Here is a 17,098-nt window from a genome sequence, read left to right on the forward strand (position 1 = left end):
CGAGAACACCACCAGCAGCAGCGAGGCGACCTGCTCGTTGCCGTGCAGCACCTCCTTGGCAAAGCTCGGGAACTGGCTCAGGAAGACGGCGCCGAAAAACCACATCCACGAGATGCCCAGGAGCGAACGGAACACCACCAGGTTGCCGTGCGCGAGCCGCAGGTTGCGCCAGGTTTCGCCCAACGGGTTCCAGTTGATCGCCAGGCCCGGGTCGGTTGCAGGCGCAGGCGGAATGGCCTGCGCCACGCCACGCCCCACCAGCGCCAGCAGCAGGCAGGCCACCGCCACGGTGCTATGCCCGATGCCCGGCAGCGCGACCAGCAGGCCCCCGGCCACCTGCCCCAGCAGGATGGCGACGAAGGTGCCCATCTCGACCATGCCGTTGCCGCCTGTGAGCTCCCGCGCATCGAGCACCTGCGGCAGGTAGGCGAACTTGACCGGACCGAAGAGCGTCGAGTGAAGCCCCATGAGGAACACGCAGCCCAACAGCAGCACCGCATCGGCACGCATGAATCCCCACGCGGCCAGCAGCATGATCGCGATTTCCAGGTTCTTGACGAAGCGGATCATCTTCGTCTTGTCGTACTTGTCGGTGAGCTGCCCGGCCGTCGCCGAGAACAGCAGGAAGGGCAGGATGAAAAGCGCGCCGATCACCAGCCCCGCCATGGCCGGGGGCATCCAGCCGAGCTGCAGCTGGTAGGTGACCATCACGGTGAAAGCGAACTTGAACAGGTTGTCGTTCGCTGCCCCCGCGAACTGGGTCCAGAAGAAGGGGGCGAAGCGCCGCTGGCCGAGCAGGGAGAACTGGTTGGCGTGGGGGTTCGGCGCGGGCGCGCCGACGAGCGGGGAGGTATCGGTGGATGTCGTCATTCGAGATCTCCCTGGCGGGCTCCTCAGGCCGTCACTGCGGCCGCGCCCGGATTGTGCCGCAGCGTCTGGCGGCCCATGGCCTGCAGCGCGTGCAGCACCGGCAGCGCCGCCAGGGCCGCAGTCGCGTGCTTGAGGCTGTGGCCGGCCAGCAAATGGTGCGTCGCCTCGTAGATGGCATGGTCCGCGATCTCGAAGAGCTTCGCCAGCGCATAGAAGAAGATGACCCACCCCAGCCGCAGGCCGATGGCGCCCTGCGCGGGCCTGACCAGCGCCAGCGCGAGCACCAGCAACATGCCGCCGAACTGGACCAGGGCCCAGGGAAGCACGTTGTCCGTGGCCTGGCAGACCGCGACCGCCAGCAAGCCGGCCCCAAGCACGAACCAGGCGGCGGGCCAGCCGGCGCGCGCGCTGATGCGCTCGCAGACGGCGCAACCGATCAACCCGGCGAAGGCCACCGTCATGCCGGCACGGTCGGCCGCCAGGCGCAGGGCGTCGGGTTGCAGGTGGTAGAAGGCCGAGCCCGCAGCCGTAATGACCAGGCCGGCGAAGAACATCCAGGCGCAGTCGAGCAGGTTGACCGGCGGCTGAATCACCGCGTGGTGCAGCGGCGCCGCGTCCTGCACGTGCTCGTGGGTGCGGTCGTGCCAGTGCAACCAGCGCAGGCCCCAGACGCCGAGCGCCGCGAAGGGCAGGTTGCTCAACACGTCCATGGCGTGCGGCACCCCGGCCCAGACACGTTCGTCGGCAAAGGGCCCGCCGCCGACCCCTGGCGCGACCAGCGCGGGCCCGAACAGGCCGATCAGCAGGAGCAAGGTGAAGAAGAGCAGGAGAGCGCGTTCGCGGCGGGAGAGAAGAGACAAGGGGGACATGGCGGCTCCGAGGGGTGGAATGTCGGTCCGGCGGAATGTAGGTTGCCAGCGCCTCGGGCAGCATCGAGAATCGATACGGAGTACTTTTTCACGCCCTTTGGTATCAAGACGCTATACCCGGACCCATGAGCACCACCGTCGATCTCATCCAGGCTCTCAAGAACGAACTCAAGACCGCTCGCATGACCTATGCGGATCTGGCCAGGTCGCTGGACATGGCCGAATCGAGTGTCAAGCGCATGCTGGCCAAGGGCGACATGCCATTGACCCGGGTCGACGCCATCTGCCGCGCCCTGAAGATCGACTTCGCGGAACTGGCGCGGCGCGTCGCCGACGCGCAGCCGCTGCTCAAGGAGCTGACGCTGGAGCAGGAAAAGGCCGTGGTCAAGGACAAGAAGCTGCTGCTCATGGCCATCTGCGTGCTGAGCCAGTGGACGCTGGAGCAGATCGTCGCCGCCTACCGCCTCAGCGACGCCGAATGCATCGGCTACCTGGCGCAGCTGGACCGCATCGGCATCATCGAGCTCAGGCCGCTCAACCGCTATCGGCTCAAGCTGGCCAAGACCTTCCGCTGGCGCCCGCACGGGCCGGTGATGGACTTCTTCCGCGAAAACGTCGTGCTGGACTATTACCGCGGCGGCTTCGACGGGCCGGCCGAGGGCCTGCTGCTCGTACACGGCTCGATCAGCAAGTCGCTGGCGCCGGCCTTCCTCGATCGCCTGCAGCGCGTGGCGCAGGATTTCGCGCAGCAGCACCAGACCGACCAGAAGCTCTCCCCCAAGGAACGCGAGGGCTACACGCTGCTGTTGGGCATGCGCAACTGGGAATTCGAGCTGTTCACCCGCCTGCGCCGCACATGACGACTGCTTGAAGAAACCGGTTTCAAGCTAGAATTCCGCGCTTGCAGCAGGCAAGCGGATGCCAGCCATCCCACCGTCGGCGAAAACTCCCATGAACGCCCAAGCGGTAGACCCACGCGGTTCGATCACTGCTGCCTTCGTCAATCGCCGACTGGAGAGTCATCACCTCGCGTGATGCGCCGAAGGAGCAAATCCGTTGCGACAGCGCAGCGGGTGAATCTCTCAGGCACCAAGGACAGGGGGAGCGGCAAAACTGGAACCCGGGTCCCAGGCGCCCCCCGAACCGGGTGCCGCGGCTCGCCGTTCATGCCATCCCATAAGGATTCGGACATGCGCGTGCTCGTACTCGGCGCCGGCCTGCTCGGCGTCACATCGGCCTATTACCTCCAGCAGCTGGGCCATGAAGTGACCGTGATCGACCGGCATGCGACACCGGCGGCCAAGGCCCGCGGCCTCGCCGCCTCGGGACTCTCGCCGGATGCCGCCCGTCTTCTGCAGCAGTCGGCCGCCGCCCGGCCCGCGCAGACCGGCTGGAAGGCGCTTCGCCACCGGCTGCGCCGCCGCTTGGGCGGGTGGCTCGACCTCGCGTTCGGCACGTCGTCGCGCTTCCATCCGCTCGAGCACCTGGTGCGGCTGGGTGCCTACAGTCGCGCCAGCGCCCGCGCCCTGCGTGACGAGGTCGGTGTGTCCGGCGGCGCGCGCAATGCGGGCGTGCTGAGCTTCTACACGGATGCCGATGCCTTCGAGGGCCGCCTGGCGCGCCAGCCGCGCTGGGACGCGCTGGGCTGCGAGGAGCGGCTGCTCTCGGCAGAAGACGCACTCGCGCTCGAACCCGCGCTGCGCGGCGCGCGCGAGGCGCTGGCCGGCGCGGCCCATGCGCTCGACGACCCGTCGCGCGATCCGGCCCAGTTCGCCGCGGGCCTCGTCTTCCTGTGCCGCGCGGCGGGCGTGCGTTTCCTGTCCCGGCACCAGGTGCTCTCGCTGCACGAGCGCGCCGGCCGCATCGACCACGTGAGGGCCCTGGACGCCCACGGCCGCCCCGTCAAGCTGCAGGCGCAGGCCTATGTTCTCGCGCTTGGCGCCTCCAGCGTGGCGCATGCCGAGCAACTGGGGATCGCGATGCCACTGCGCTTTGTGCGCGAACACATCCTCACCCTGCCGATCAAGGATCCGGCCCGCGCTCCGCGCATGGCGCTGCGCGACTGGCAGGGCCGGCTGCGCATTCGCCGCGTCGAGACACCGGCCGGCGACTTCCTGCGGGTGTCCACGACCGTTCATGCCAAGCCCCGCGCCACGAGCGAGCCCGACCCGGATTGCTTCGAAGCGATGCTGCGCCGGATCGAGACGATGCTGCCGGGTGCCGTGGACACCAGCCGGGCCGGCTTCGAGACGACCTTGCATGCGGTCAGCAAGAGCGGCCTGCCGATCATCGGCAAGACCCGCCTGCGCAACCTCTTCCTCAACACCGCGCCGGGCGCGCGCGGCTGGATCAATGCGTGCGGCGCAGGCAAGTCCATCGCGCGCATCGTGAGCGGCTTGCGGCCGGAGCTGGAGTTCGCGTTCCGCGGCTCGTAGCGGGCAGCGCTTGGTGGCGCGCAAGTGCCCCCTACAATCCTCGGCACTGCAGGAGAGCGGGCCGTCGTCAAGACGGCCCCACCGAAGGCGCAAACTCCCATAAACGCTCAGGTCGGCTCGCAATGATGAGCCTGTACTGCACCAACTGTCAGAGCCGTCTGGAGAGCCATCGCGCCACGCGCGATGCACCGAAGGAGCAAATCCGCTGCGGGCGCAGCGGATGAATCTCTCAGGTACCGAGGACAGGGGGAGCGGCAACTCGGACGCGTGCGTCGGTTGCTTTTCTTTCTTCACAAGCTGCCGTGGCCTTCCTCGCGTCCGAGCGCTGCAACCTGAAAGGTTCTGCAATGCGCGTGATCGTTCTCGGCGCCGGCCTGCTCGGCGTCACCTCGGCCTACTACCTCCGCCAACTCGGCCACGAAGTGACCGTGATCGACCGGCAGGCCACGCCAGCCGCCGAAACCAGCTTCGCCAACGGCGGCCAAATCTCGGTCAGCCATGCCGAGCCCTGGGCCAATCCCGGTGCGCCGCTCAAACTGCTGCAATGGCTGGGCAGGGAAGATGCGCCGCTGCTCTTCCGCCTGCGCGCCGACCTGCGCCAGTGGATCTGGGGCCTGGCCTTTCTGCGCGAGTGCACGCCTGCGCGCACCCGGCGCAACATCGAGCAGATCGTGCGCCTGGGCACCTACAGCCGAGAGCTGCTTCAGCAGCTGCGCCGCGACAAGGGGCTGCAATACGACCAGCGCACCCAGGGCATCCTGCACTTCTACACGACGCAGAAGGAATTCGACGCAGCCCTGAAACCGGCCGAGCAGATGCGGGCCCTGGGCTGCGAGCGCCGCGTAGTCTCGGCGGATGAAGCCGTCCGCATCGAGCCGGCTCTGGCGCACATCCGGCCGCGGCTCGCCGGCGCCACCTACACGGCCGAGGACGAGTCCGGCGACGCCAACCGCTTCGCGCGGGAGCTGGTCGCGCTGGCCGTCGCCGACGGCGTGCAGTTTCTCATGAGCCATACCGTCACCGCGCTGCGCGAAGCGGGCGGGCGCATCGACCACGTGGAAGCCACCGACAGCGAGGGCCGATTCCAGCGCATCCGCGGCGATGCCGTCGTGCTGGCGATGGGCTCGCTTTCCCCGCTCCATGCGGCGCCGCTCGGCATCCGGTTGCCGATCTACCCGGCCAAGGGCTACTCGGTCACGCTACCGGTGAAGGACGCCTCGAAGGCGCACCAGGTCTCGCTGACCGACGACGAATACAAGCTCGTCTTTTCGCGCTACACCTCCGAAAGCGGCGACCGGCTGCGCATTGCGGGCACGGCCGAGCTCAACGGCTACGACCGCGACCTCAACCGCGTGCGCTGCGAGGCCATCGTGCGGCGCGTGGAAGAGCTCTTCCCCGGCGCCGGCGACACCACTCGGGCGCAGTTCTGGACCGGCCTGCGCCCCGCCACGCCGAGCAACGTGCCGCTGATCGGCCGGACGCGCCTGGCCAATCTGTTTCTCAACACCGGCCACGGCACGCTGGGCTGGACCCATGCCTGCGGCTCGGGCCACGCGATCGCGCGCATCATCAGCGGGCTGAAGCCCGAGGTGGACTTCGCCTTCGCCGGCGCCTGAGCTCAGTTGTCGCGGATCAGCGCCTGCATCAGCGCGCGCAGGATGCCCAGCGCCGGGGCCTCGGTGCGCCGGCGCAGCGTCACGAGGCCGAAGCGGGCCACGCCATCGAAAGGCGGATTCATCTTCAGCTCGACCAGGCCGGGCGCGGCCGCCCGGACCGCCAGCAGCACGGCATCGCTCTGGCGCGCCACCTCCACCAGGCTGGGAACCTCCTCGCATTGCAGCGTCACGCAGTGCGCCGGGTGCGCCTCGGGACCGTAGGCCTCGACCAGGGTACGCGCCACCTCGTCGCTCAGCGGCGTGGAGGCGATCGGATAGCGCCGCACCGCGTCGAAGCCCACCCCGGCGCGCAGCCGCGCGAGAGGATGGCCGCGGCGGCACATGAAGGTGCCGCGCATCTCGCGCACCAACCCGAGCTCGAGATCGGGCGCGGGCTTCAGCGAGCGTGCATCGACCACCAGCGCATCGAGGGTGTGCGCGCGCAGCGACTGCACGAGCAGATCGGTCCCGCCGCGCGCCACTGCCACGCGCATCCTCGGGTGGTGCTTCGCCATGTGCATCAGGAAGGGCGTCATCAGCATCGCGCCCGGGCCCGAGCCCATGCCGATGCGCACCGTGCCGCCCTCCCCCTCGCGCAACCGGCGGCCGCTTTCGCGCAACTCGTCGGCCTCGAAGACCAGATGGCGCGAGCGCTCCAGCACCTCGCGCCCGAAGGCGGTGAGCTCGTTGCGGCGGCCCACGCGGTCGAACAGCGGCATGCCGAGCTCCTCCTCCAGCGCGCGGATGCTGCGGCTGAGCGCAGGCTGCGTCAGGTGCATGGCCTGCGCGGACTTGCTGAAGGAGCCCGTGTGGGCCAGAGAGATGAGGTGCCTGAGTTGGACCAGCGTCATGGCGATGGCCTGCGAGAAAACTGCATTGAACTCATGCTAACGCAGCCAACAATGCATTGGACGTGCGCATTTGCCGCTTCTACGATGAGCCGGCATCCCCACCCAGCCCTATCCGGAGTCCCGATGACATCGATCTTCCAGCACTCGCATCTTCTCGCCTGCACCCTCTTGCTGGCAGCGGGCACCGCCCTCGCCCAGGGCTATCCGGCCAAGCCGGTCAACCTGATGGTTCCCTATCCCGCAGGCGGCCCATCCGACGCCACCGCGCGCATCTTCGCCACGCCGCTGGGCAAGGAGCTGGGCCAGCAGGTGCTGGTCGAGAACCTCGGCGGCGTCAGCGGCGCGATGGCGGCCCAGAAGGTGCTGGCGGCGCCGGCCGACGGCCACTACATCTTCCAGGGCTCGCCCAACGAGGTGATCCTCTCGCCGCTGGCCAATGCGGCCGTCAAGCTCAAGGCCGAGGACTTCCGCCTGGTGCATCCGGTCGCCGACGCGGTGATGGTCTTCGTCGCGCGCAAGGACCTGCCGGCCAACAGCGTGGACGAGCTGATCGCACTCGCGCGCAAGTCTGCCGACAAGCCGCTTTCCTATGGCAGCGTGGGCGTCGGATCGCTCTACCACCTGATCCTGGAGAAGGTGCAGCAGGACGCCGGCATCAAGCTGATGCACGCGCCCTACAAGGGCAACGCGCCGCTCCTGCAGGACATCGGCGGCGGGCAGGTCGATTTCGCGGTGCTGGTGTACAGCGCCGCCATGGGCGCGCTGGCCGAGCAGGGCCGGCTCAAAGTGATCGGGCAGCTCGGCGCGCAACGCTCCGAGCTGCTGACCAACGTGCCCACCGCCAACGAAGGCAAGGAGCTGAAGAACTTCGCCTACAAGACCTGGAGCGGCTTCATGGTGCCGGAGAACACGCCGGAGGAGGTGGTGCAGAAGCTGCACAAGGCGATCGGTGCGACCTTGAAGGACCCGAGCGTCCGTACGCAGCTCGCGGCCCAGACCCAGGTCGCCTCGCCGTCGATGTCGCTGGCCGAGTCGGCGAAGTTCTTCGAGGCCGAGACCGCGCGGTACCGGGACATCGCCAAGTCCATTCAACTGCAACCGCAGTAAGCTGGAATCCATGAGCACGCTTCTCGAAGACCTGCACGCGCAGGCCGATGCCTTCATCGGCATCCGCCGCGACATCCACCGCCATCCCGAACTCGGCTTCCACGAGCACCGCACCTCTGCGCTGGTGGCCGAGCGGCTCGAAGCCTGGGGCTACCAGGTCGAGCGCGGCCTCGGCGGCACCGGGGTGGTGGGCCGGCTGGTGCGCGGCGACGGCAAGCGCCGCCTGGGCCTGCGCGCCGACATGGACGCCCTGCCGATCGACGAGGCCACCGGCTTGGCATACGCCAGCAGCCACGCCGGCGTGATGCACGCCTGCGGCCACGACGGGCACACCGCGATGCTGCTGGCCGCCGCACACCACCTGGCCGAGCGCGGGCGCTTTTCGGGCACGCTGAACCTGATCTTCCAGCCGGCCGAAGAGGGCGGCGGCGGGGCGCTGCGCATGATGGAGCAGGGCCTGTTCGACAAGTACCCCTGCGATGCCATCTTCGCGATGCACAACATGCCCGGCATCCCGCAGGGCCGGCTGGCGCTGCGCGAAGGGCCGGCGATGGCCTCTTCCGACTACGCCACCGTCACGCTCACCGGCATTGGCGGCCACGGCGCCATGCCGCACCGCACGGCCGATCCGATCGTGGCGGCAGCCAGCATCGTGATGGCGCTGCAGACGGTGGTCTCGCGCAACATCGACCCGCTGCAAATGGCGGTGGTGACGGTGGGCGCATTGCATGCAGGCAAGGCCAACAACGTGATCCCGCAGAGCGCCACGCTGGAGCTCAGCGTGCGCGCGCTCGATCGCGACGTGCGCAGCCTGCTCGAAGTGCGCATCAAGGCCCTGATCACGGCGCAGGCCGAGAGCTTCGGCGTGCGGGCGCAGATCGATTGGCGCCCCGGCTACGCCGTGCTGATCAATACGCCGACGGAGACCGCTTTCGCGCGTGAGATCGCGCTGGAACTGCTCGGCCCGGAACGCGTCACCCTGCAGGCGCCCGCACTCCCGGGCAGCGAGGATTTCGCCTTCATGCTGGAGCGCGTGCCCGGCAGCTACCTGCTGATCGGCAACGGCGAGGGCGACAGCCACGGCGCCTGCATGGTGCACAACCCCGGCTATGACTTCAACGACGGCAACGTGGCGATCGGAGCGGCCTACTGGGTGCTCCTGGCCGAGCGCTTCTTGAACTAGACGTCAGTCGTTCGCAGCAAACACCGTCAGCACGCCCGTATAGCCGTACAAGTGGTGCCGTGCGATCTCGCCGGCGGCAAAGAAGCCGACCAGCGGCACATCGCCCAGCGCATGGCGCACGATCTGCAGCTCGGCGCCCGGCGCGCCGAAATGCGGGCCGCCCCGCCCCGAGCAGCTCACGTAGACAGCGCCCGCCATGCGGCGCGCCGGATGGGGCGCGGCCTCGGCCTCGCCGGCCGCGACCGCGCGCGCGGTCGCGAGCGTCTGCTCCTGGGGCTCGAGTTCCTCGCGGACCTCGGCGCAGATGCGCATCAGGTCGGCACGCGCGGCCTGCGCGTTGCGGCGCACGAAGCTCATGCGCATGCCCGCCTCGGCCACGTCGGCGATGGCGACGCCGCGGCGCGTGGGATCGAGACCGATGATGTGGCGCACCAGCACGTCAGCGCCGAGGTCGCCGGTGCGCCGGATACCGTCGCTTCCGGCGTCGACCAGTCCCACCAGCGTCGCGCGCACCGCCTCTATAGCTTCCTGCGGCGCCTCCAGCGACACGCCGAGTTCGGCCAGCAGCACGTCGAGCGCCGGCTCGCCGTCGAGCCTGAGCAGCACGTTGCCTTCAGCTTCGGTGATCTCCCGTTCGCGCGAGACCGGCTGGCAGCCCTGGGTGACGCGCGATACCAGGCGCACCCCCTCGCCGAAGGCCACGCCCGACAGCCCCCCCGAGAACACACCGCCTGCGGCCCCGTGGCCGCGGATGTTGCCGTTGCCTCCGATCGCGAACTGGAGCGCGCCGCTGCGGCCCGAGGACAAGCCGCCGAAGAGGTACCCGGTGTCGGTGCGCCCCGCCATCTCGGCCACCAGCTCCGTGAGGTCCGGTGTGCCGGGATCGGCATGTACCAGGGCCGTGTGGGCCGCGAAGCCGCTCATCTCCGAGCCGGCCAGCGGCGCCACGCCCGAGAACACGCGGTACTGGTCGCTCGGAAGCATGCACAGCATGACCGACAGCGCCGGCTCGTCGAAGTACTCCGCGTTGTTGGCCGATACGCCGATGCCTACCGTGCCGGACCAGTCCGTGATCTCCGGCAGCTCGGCGCCCAGGTGGTCGAGGATCTCCTGCGCCTCGGCGGCGTAGTGGTCCGTGATGTAGAGCAGGCCCAGCGTGGGCGCACGCGCATAGTCCGGCAGCGCCATCTGCGCCCGCAGTTGCGCGAGCACGAGCCCGGCTGCCATGCGCCATTGGGGATGGGTGGCGTGGCCCGTGGGGAACAGCTTCATGGCCTCGGAATCCCAGGCAAGGGTTGCAAAATCAGCGCGCGCGCGTTCGCTTGCGCGCCGGCGTCTTCTTGGCTGTGGCCGGTGCCTTCTTCGCGGTGGCGCCCGTCTTGCGCGCCGCGGGGCGCGCCGCCGCGTTCATCGCCTCGCCCACCGCATCGGCCATCGGCTGCGCCACGGCGGGCATCTTGAGTTGCGACGCATCCTGCAGGGCGGAGCTCGCGATCTGCTGGAACTGCTGCGTGAGCGCGCCCCACCACTGAAGCGGGTCGACCACGCCGCCGGCAGCATCCGGCGCGGGTCCGTTGGAGGCCTCGGCCTTGGCACCGCGCCTGGGCGCCGGCACTTCGGCCGACTCCTCCGGCTCGGCGACGTCTTCGGGTTCGGCTTCCGGCTCGGGCGCCTGAGCCTGGGCTGCAGACGCCGCAGGCGCGGGCGGCGGCTCGGCCGACCGGGTGAAGGCATTGGCCAGGTCCTCCATGCGCAGGTTCATGCCGCGCAGGGTCGACAGTGTCATCTTCTGCACTTCCAGCGCCTGGATGGTGGCCTTGAGCGCGTGGCCGTTCTGCTCCAGCCAGTAATGCACCGTCTTGAGTTCCTGGATGCGCTTGTCGACCTCCTCCACGCTCAGCGTTGGCGCGACCCAGCTCGACAGGCTGGGCATGCCCGGCAAGGCGCTCGTGCCGCCAGAAGCACCCTTCGCAAGGCTCTGGAGGAAGTCGAAGCCCGGAACGAACTGGCTGAAGGCAAAGGGCTTGGCGTCGCTCATGAGAGGGTCTCCTGCAAGAGGGTTTCTTGTGTCCGGCCAGCTTACTCCATGCGCATGAACTTGGAAGCGCTCAATGCTTGTGTGCGCTGCCCGCGGGCGAGGCGGGTCCGGCGAGCACCGGGACCTTGAGTTCGATCGTGCTCTTCTGCCCCTTCGCATCCTCGAAGCGCAGGGTCAGAGGCACGGTGCTGTCCTTGGCCAGGGGTTGCTTCAGGTCCATGAGCATCAGGTGGTAGCCGCCGGGCTTGAGCTCGACGGTCTGCCGCGCCGGCAGCTCGAGGCCGCGTTCCAGCGCGCGCATGCGCATGGTGTCGCCCTCCATCTTCATTTCGTGGACTTCGGCCACACCGGCCACGGGTGTGGAAACGCCGACCAGGCGAGCGCCCGCGGGTGCGTTGAGTTTCATGAAGGCGCCGGTTCCGCTCTGGCCGGGCACCGTGGCGCGAACCCAGGCATCGCGCACGTCGACCGAGGGCACCTGGGCCAGGGCGCTGCCGGCGGCTGCCAGCAGGAGGAGGGAGACGGCGATACGGCGGGGAAACCGGGGAAGAATGCGAGTGTTCATGGCTGGGTCCTTGGCAAAGTGTGAATCAAAGGTCGAAGCGGAGTTCAGCGCTATAGGTGCGCTGCGGGTAGGGATGAAAGTTCCAGTACTGCTCGTTGTTGGCGTTGTCGATGCCGAACGCCGCCGACCAGTGCTTGTCGATCCGGTAGCGCACGCGCAGGTCGACGGTGAAGTAGCGGCTGGCGCCGAAGTAGGCATTGGCGTTCACGTCACTGTTGTCCAGGTTCGAGTATTGGCGGCCGCTGTAGCGCGCCGCCACGGTGAAGGCCCAGCGCGCGTCGGGCTTGTAGCTGGCGTAGACCGTGGAGCGCCAGCGCGGCACGCGCGGCTGCCACTTGCCGATGCTGGCCGGAAATGCGGCGTTGGCGACGATCGTGGAATCCGCATAGGTCACGCTGCCTCCCAGGTCAAGGCCGCGAACCCACACGTCCTGGCCGGTATAGGCCAGCTCCAGGCCGGTGGTGCGCACCTTGTCGACGTTCTGCACGCGCGAGACGGTGGAGTTCGGGATCAGCTGGCTGTAGAGCGCATCCTTGGTGGTCTCGTGGAACAGCGTGGCGCGCGCCAGTCCGCTGCCCAGGTCCTTCTCGGCGGAGAGCTCGCCGGTCCACGACTTCTCGGGCTTCAGGTTCGGGTCGTTGATGAAGGACAGCGCCCCGCCCGCGGTCGCGCCGTAGAGCTCGCCCACGGTCGGGTAGCGAACCGCGCGGCCGAGGGAGGCCTTCAGCACCGTGTCCTTCGCCAGCTGCCAGGCGAGCGCCGCCTTGGGGGACAGGTCGGATTCGCTGCGCGCGGCGTAGGCCTGCGAACCGGTGCCCGTGGCGGTGAAGCCGTCCTTGGCCTCCCAATGCTCGTAGCGCAGGCCGAGCACTGCCTTCCATCGCGGCGCGAAGCCCCAGCTGTCCTGCACCCAGGCGCTCTGCGTCCGGCTGCGGCCACCGACATTGCTGACGAGGGACCCGGGCAGGACCGGACCGTCCAGCCAGCTGCCCAGCACGTTGTTCTTCACGATGGCCAGCTTGTACGCGTCACGGCCGATGCCGAAGTCCACGATGTGCGCGCCGCCAACGCCTTGGGGCCGCCAAGTGCCCTTGGCGGCCAGCGTGTTCCAGCCAGTACCGTCCTGGTCCTGCAGCGTCCCGGTGCCGCCGATGGCCGCCAGCGGGAGCGCGCCGGTGGGCGCGCGCTGCCGGTCCCTGGCGTAGTCGTACAGGCTCGCTGCCACTTCCCAGTCCCATTCGCCACGGGTGTTGCTCTTGACCGAAAGCCCGTGCATGTAGTGGGTCTGGCCGTCGTTCGTGAGGGGGAAAGCGGTGGGCGCCAGCGTGTAGCCGCGCCCGCCGATGCTGATGGGTCCGCTGAAGACCGGCTGGCCGGCCGCATTGACCAGGTAGCTGGCCGGCCGGCCTTCCGCGCTGTTCTGCCACCAGCCCAGCGTGTAGGTGGCGCGAATCGTGGGCGAGAAGTCGTAGGCCAGCTTCAGCTTCGCGTGATCCTGCACCGTGCGATAGGCGGTGCCGGTGCCCAGGATGTACCAGGGCGTGCGGGTGGTGTTCAGTCCCGGCACCGCGCCCGCCACCGGCGCGCCGGCGCGGCCCGGCACGCCAGAGGCCAGCGTGGCAGTCGTGAAGGTCAGCGGCTGACCCCGGCTGTCGGTGCGGTTGACGTCGATCCACCAGGACCAGTCGCCGCTCCTGCTGCCGAGCGAGGCGCTGGTCTGCCAGCCATCGAAGGTCTGGTGCGTGCCGTAGAGGTCGAAGGGCTGCGAAAAGTAGCCGGCTTTCACATGCGCCTCGAGCCGGGTCGGCATGCGCGTCACGTAGTCGACCACGGCGCCTGCCGAGTTGCCGGGGTAGGCGGCGGAGAAGGGCCCGTACATCACGTCGACGCGCTCGATCTCCTCGGGCGTGACCAGCCCCCAGCGCGGTGCGTAGTTGGTGCCGTTGGCGATGCCATTGCCCAGGTAGTTGGACAGCAGGATGCCATCCGCATAGACCGCCGAACGCGCGCTGTTGCCTGTGCCGGAGGCGCGGGTCGAGAGGATGGCGTGGTTGTAGTCGCCGATGTAGCGCTTGCGCACCAGCAGGCTGGGCAGGTACTTGAGCGCGTCCTCGCTGTCGGTGGCGTTGATGCGGGTCTCGATCTCCTCGCGCGTCACGCCTTCGATGGTGGTGGGAATCTGCGTGGGCAGAGAGGTCGGCTGGCCGCCGGTAACGGTCATTACGCCGAGCGACTTGATGCGCTCGGGCCGCTGGTCGCCGCCAGGGCTCGGAGGGGTTTGGGCGAAGGCCGGCCCGGCCAGCCACGGGAAAGCTGCGCCCAGGGCGAGCGACAGCACGGTTTTCTTGAACATGGAGAGCGCTCCTCGGCGCCACGGAGCGCCGGTGCATTGCAGGGAGATCAGCGCGCAGCGCGCCGGATCGACGCGCTGCGCGCTACGAGATCGACAGCAAGCTCAGAGCGCGGGAGGCCCGCGCGCGGGCAGCGGGGCCGCAGTGGCCGCTGCGATGCGCGCGGCCGGGATGGGCTGGACCGCATGGGCCAGCGGGAAGGAATGGGGCAGCGCCGCCGCCAGCGCCGGCGGCGGTGCGCCGGTCAACAGGCACAGCGGGCAATCGAGGTGGGTGGCGCCCAGGTCCTGCGCACCGTCCTCGCCCTGGACCAGCATCTTGATGGTGCCGACGCTCGAACACACCAGCTCCATCGCCTGCGGATGCACGATCGGCGAGGCGATCGCCGCGCCCAGCGACAGTGCGAACCACAGCAGCACGAGGCGGCCGAGGCGGTGGGCGTGACGCAGGCGGGACATGGGGTGGCGATTATCGGCGAGGCGAGGCCCGGCGGTCGTCAATGCGAGGCAGCACGCGGCCAGGGTGTGAATGTATCCAGGGGTGTCAACACGGCGGCCGCGCCGCTATGCTCTTCGGATGCGCAGCATATTTCACCTCGCCTTCAACGTCCGGGATCTCGACGAGGCCCGCCGCTTCTACGGCGGCCGCCTCGGCTGCACCGAAGGCCGCAGCACCGACACCTGGGTCGATTTCGACTTCTTCGGCCACCAGATCTCGCTACACCTCGGAGAACCCTTCGCCACCGCGCGCACCGGCCATGTCGGCGACGTCCTGGTGCCGATGCCGCACCTGGGCCTGATCCTGGAGCTGCCCGACTGGCAGGCGCTGGCCTCGCGCCTGGAAGCCGCCGGCACCGAGTTCGTCCTGAAGCCGCAGGTGCGCTTCGAGGGCCAGCCCGGCGAGCAGTGGACCATGTTCTTCTGCGACCCCTTCGGCAATCCGATCGAGGTCAAGGGTTTCCGCTCCCTCGATGCCGTCTACGCCACCTGATCCGCCATGCCCCAGTTCCTGCGCCCGGCCGGAATCGCAGCCGCGCTGCTCGCCCTGTTGCCGCTGGCGGCGCAGGCGGTGCAGGACTGCGAGCTCAACGGCCAGGGCGTGAACCCGGCCAACGGCCACACAACGGCCGGCAAGACCGGCCTGATGCGCTGCAAGGAGCGCGGCAGCGGCGAGCTGGTGCGCGAGCAGCAGCTGCAGAACGGCGTCTTCATGGGCCTGGTGCGCCACTACGAGCGCGGCAAGCTGGTAAAGGAACACAGCCTGAACGCGCGCGGCAACATGGAGGGCCCCGCGCGCGAGTTCTCCCCGGCAACGGGCCGGGTGCTGCGCGAGGCCGTGTACGACAACGGCCACGAGACCGGCCTCACCCGCAGCTTCCACCCCGGCGGGCAGCTGCGCCGCGCCACCTTCTACGCCGAGCCGGGCGAGCGCGCGTATGCCGAGTTCACCGAACGCGGCCAGTTGTCGGCCCTGCGCTGCGGCGACAAGCCCCTGCTCGCCCCCGTGGTCGACGATGCGCGGCTGTGCGGCTTCGTGGGCAGCACCCCTTCGCAGGTCGAGCTCTTCGACGCCAAGGGCATCCTGCGCACGCGGCTCGCCTACCTGGCCGGCAAGCGGCTGCGCAGCGAGGAGCTCTACGACAACGGCAAGCCGGCAATGCAGGACGAGATCAGCGGCAACCAGCGCACCGAGCGGCGCTGGTCCTCCGAGGGCATCAAGCGCCGGGAGATCGTCTATCTGCTGCTGGAACGCGGCGCCATCAAGCGGCGCGAGCAGGAGTTCTCCGAGAAGGGCACGCTGGTCCGCGACCAGCGCTGGAGCGCGGCCGGCGAGCCGCTGTCCGACGAGAGCTACTACCTCAACGGCCAGCCGCGCAGCAAGGCGGTCTACGGCGAGGGGAGCGAGGCGCGCACGGTCGAGATCACCGAGTTCCACGACAACGGCCAGCGCGCCGCGCAGGGGCGCTTCGCGGTCGTGAGCCGCTTCCGCCAGATTCCGATCGGCCTGCACCAGCGCTTCGGCGATGGCGGAACGCTGCGCGCCGAATCGAGCTACGACGACAAGGGCCGCGTTACGCGAGAGCGCAGCTGGGATGCCCAAGGCAAGCTGGAGCGCGACGACGAAGTCTTCGAGGACGGCTCCCGCAGGGCCTACGCCAGGTAGCCCCTTCGAGGCTTCAATCCAGCTTGATGCCGGCCGACTTGATGATCGGCCCCCAGCGCTTCGACTCGGCGCGCGAGAGCGCCGCGAACTGCTGCGGCGTGCCGGGCATCGCCTCCATGCCGAAGTCGTTGAAGCGCTTCTGCACCGCCGGCACACTGAAGGCGCGGTTGAGTTCCGCGTTGAGCTTGCTCACCACCGGCGCGGGCAGGCCGGCCGGGCCCAGGATGCCCTGGAAGGCGAACACCTCGGTGTTGGGCACGCCCACCTCCGCCAGCGTCGGAACGTCGGGCAGCAGCTTGGAGCGCGCGCCCGAGCCGATGGCCAGCACCCGCACCTTCTGGCCCTGCATGATCGGCAGGCCCGAGGCAAGGTCGAGGAACATGCAAGGCACCTGGCCGCCCATCACGTCCGCCATCGCCGGCGCGGCACCGCGGTAGGGAATGTGCGTGATGAAGGTGCCGGTGCGGTTCTTGAACATCTCCATCGCCAGGTGGTGCGGCGAGCCGTTGCCGGGCGAGGCGTAGTTGACCTTGCCGGGATTGGCCTTGACGTAGGCGAGGAAGGCCTTGAAGTCCTTGGCAGGGAAGTCCGGGTGCACCACCAGTGCCAGCGGGAACTTGCCGATCGCGCCGATGTAGCTGAAGTCCTTCTCGGGGTTGAAGGGCAGCTTGCCGAACAGGTATTCGTTGAAGGCCAGCACCGCGTTGTCGGCCGACATGATGGTGTAGCCGTCGGGCTTGGACTTGGCGACCAGGTCGGCGCCGATGTTGGTCGAAGCACCGGGGCGGTTGTCGATCACGATCTGCTGGCCCAGGGGCTGGCGCATGGCCTCGGCCAGGGTGCGCGCGATGACGTCGGTGCCGCCACCCGCCGGATAGGGCACCACCCACTTGATGAGCTGCTCGGGATAGTTCTGCGCGCGCGCCCAGGGTGCGGCGCCGGCGGCCGCGGTGGCGGCGAGGGTGGTGAGCAGGGTTCTGCGGTCCATCGATGAAGTCTCCTGGGGGTTCG

16 protein-coding genes and 3 riboswitches are annotated in these 17,098 nt (G+C 69.1%); of the genes, 7 read left to right on the forward strand and 9 right to left on the reverse strand.

Annotation, left to right across the window (positions count from 1 at the left end; genetic code table 11):
- On the reverse strand, nucleotides 1-870 hold an 870-nt coding region (locus tag APY03_RS43280; protein WP_232324160.1), incomplete at its 3' end, for an MFS transporter.
- 23 nt (nucleotides 871-893) lie between these two features.
- Nucleotides 894-1,739 carry a hypothetical protein gene (locus APY03_RS05220; RefSeq protein ID WP_068674607.1) on the reverse strand — a complete coding sequence of 282 codons (846 nt, stop codon included), beginning with the start codon at nucleotides 1,737-1,739 and terminating at the stop codon, nucleotides 894-896.
- Between the two features lie 125 nt (nucleotides 1,740-1,864).
- On the opposite strand from APY03_RS05220, the gene APY03_RS05225 reads away from it, so the two are divergent.
- From APY03_RS05225 to APY03_RS05235, 3 genes are all read left to right on the forward strand, one after another.
- Nucleotides 1,865-2,599: a helix-turn-helix domain-containing protein gene (locus tag APY03_RS05225; RefSeq protein ID WP_068674609.1), complete on the forward strand. Its 735-nt coding sequence runs from the start codon at nucleotides 1,865-1,867 to the stop codon at nucleotides 2,597-2,599.
- Between the two features lie 141 nt (nucleotides 2,600-2,740).
- Nucleotides 2,741-2,848, forward strand: a riboswitch (glycine riboswitch).
- An 81-nt stretch (nucleotides 2,849-2,929) separates the two neighbouring features.
- A complete protein-coding gene (locus tag APY03_RS05230) occupies nucleotides 2,930-4,174 on the forward strand; it encodes an FAD-dependent oxidoreductase (protein ID WP_068674611.1) in 1,245 nt (414 codons plus the stop codon).
- 39 nt (nucleotides 4,175-4,213) lie between these two features.
- Nucleotides 4,214-4,318, forward strand: a riboswitch (glycine riboswitch).
- 4 nt (nucleotides 4,319-4,322) lie between these two features.
- Nucleotides 4,323-4,430, forward strand: a riboswitch (glycine riboswitch).
- A 91-nt stretch (nucleotides 4,431-4,521) separates the two neighbouring features.
- Entirely contained in the window at nucleotides 4,522-5,790 is a 1,269-nt protein-coding gene (locus tag APY03_RS05235; protein WP_068674613.1) for a D-amino acid dehydrogenase, read from the forward strand.
- 2 nt (nucleotides 5,791-5,792) lie between these two features.
- Here APY03_RS05235 and APY03_RS05240 read toward each other — a convergent pair whose 3' ends face one another.
- On the reverse strand, nucleotides 5,793-6,680 hold the full coding sequence (locus tag APY03_RS05240; RefSeq protein ID WP_068674615.1) for a LysR family transcriptional regulator: 888 nt from the start codon (nucleotides 6,678-6,680) through the stop codon (nucleotides 5,793-5,795).
- A gap of 123 nt (nucleotides 6,681-6,803) precedes the next feature.
- Between APY03_RS05240 and APY03_RS05245 the strand changes: the two genes are divergently transcribed.
- Entirely contained in the window at nucleotides 6,804-7,787 is a 984-nt protein-coding gene (locus APY03_RS05245; RefSeq protein ID WP_068674617.1) for a tripartite tricarboxylate transporter substrate binding protein, read from the forward strand.
- A gap of 10 nt (nucleotides 7,788-7,797) precedes the next feature.
- Complete coding sequence (locus APY03_RS05250) at nucleotides 7,798-8,970, forward strand: M20 aminoacylase family protein (protein WP_068674619.1); 1,173 nt, start codon at nucleotides 7,798-7,800, stop codon at nucleotides 8,968-8,970.
- 3 nt (nucleotides 8,971-8,973) lie between these two features.
- Here the strand turns inward: APY03_RS05250 and APY03_RS05255 are convergent, their stop codons facing one another.
- The 5 genes from APY03_RS05255 to APY03_RS05275 all read right to left on the reverse strand — a co-directional run bounded on the left by APY03_RS05255 (nucleotide 8,974) and on the right by APY03_RS05275 (nucleotide 14,382).
- A complete protein-coding gene (locus APY03_RS05255; protein WP_068674621.1) occupies nucleotides 8,974-10,242 on the reverse strand; it encodes an FIST signal transduction protein in 1,269 nt (422 codons plus the stop codon).
- A 31-nt stretch (nucleotides 10,243-10,273) separates the two neighbouring features.
- Nucleotides 10,274-11,008, reverse strand: a complete 735-nt coding sequence (locus APY03_RS05260) for a PhaM family polyhydroxyalkanoate granule multifunctional regulatory protein (protein WP_068674623.1) — start codon at nucleotides 11,006-11,008, stop codon at nucleotides 10,274-10,276.
- 70 nt (nucleotides 11,009-11,078) lie between these two features.
- The gene (locus APY03_RS05265; protein WP_068674625.1) at nucleotides 11,079-11,573 is read right to left on the reverse strand and encodes a copper chaperone PCu(A)C; all 495 of its coding nucleotides are present in this window, start codon (nucleotides 11,571-11,573) and stop codon (nucleotides 11,079-11,081) included.
- Between the two features lie 25 nt (nucleotides 11,574-11,598).
- Entirely contained in the window at nucleotides 11,599-13,926 is a 2,328-nt protein-coding gene (locus APY03_RS05270) for a TonB-dependent receptor (RefSeq protein WP_068674627.1), read from the reverse strand.
- Between the two features lie 102 nt (nucleotides 13,927-14,028).
- Nucleotides 14,029-14,382, reverse strand: a complete 354-nt coding sequence (locus APY03_RS05275) for a DUF2946 family protein (protein ID WP_068674629.1) — start codon at nucleotides 14,380-14,382, stop codon at nucleotides 14,029-14,031.
- A gap of 118 nt (nucleotides 14,383-14,500) precedes the next feature.
- On the opposite strand from APY03_RS05275, the gene APY03_RS05280 reads away from it, so the two are divergent.
- Together APY03_RS05280 and APY03_RS05285 are read left to right on the forward strand one after the other, a co-directional pair.
- Nucleotides 14,501-14,914, forward strand: a complete 414-nt coding sequence (locus APY03_RS05280; protein WP_068674631.1) for a VOC family protein — start codon at nucleotides 14,501-14,503, stop codon at nucleotides 14,912-14,914.
- Nucleotides 14,915-14,920: 6 nt separating this feature from the next.
- Nucleotides 14,921-16,087 (forward strand): toxin-antitoxin system YwqK family antitoxin, encoded by a 1,167-nt coding sequence (locus APY03_RS05285; RefSeq protein WP_068674633.1) that lies wholly within the window; start codon nucleotides 14,921-14,923, stop codon nucleotides 16,085-16,087.
- A 13-nt stretch (nucleotides 16,088-16,100) separates the two neighbouring features.
- On the opposite strand, the gene APY03_RS05290 is transcribed toward APY03_RS05285, so the two are convergent.
- On the reverse strand, nucleotides 16,101-17,075 hold the full coding sequence (locus APY03_RS05290; RefSeq protein WP_068674635.1) for a Bug family tripartite tricarboxylate transporter substrate binding protein: 975 nt from the start codon (nucleotides 17,073-17,075) through the stop codon (nucleotides 16,101-16,103).
- Between the last annotated feature and the right edge of the window lie 23 nt (nucleotides 17,076-17,098).

This window comes from Variovorax sp. WDL1 (genome assembly GCF_001541225.1).
Classification (GTDB): Bacteria; Pseudomonadota; Gammaproteobacteria; order Burkholderiales; family Burkholderiaceae_C; genus Variovorax.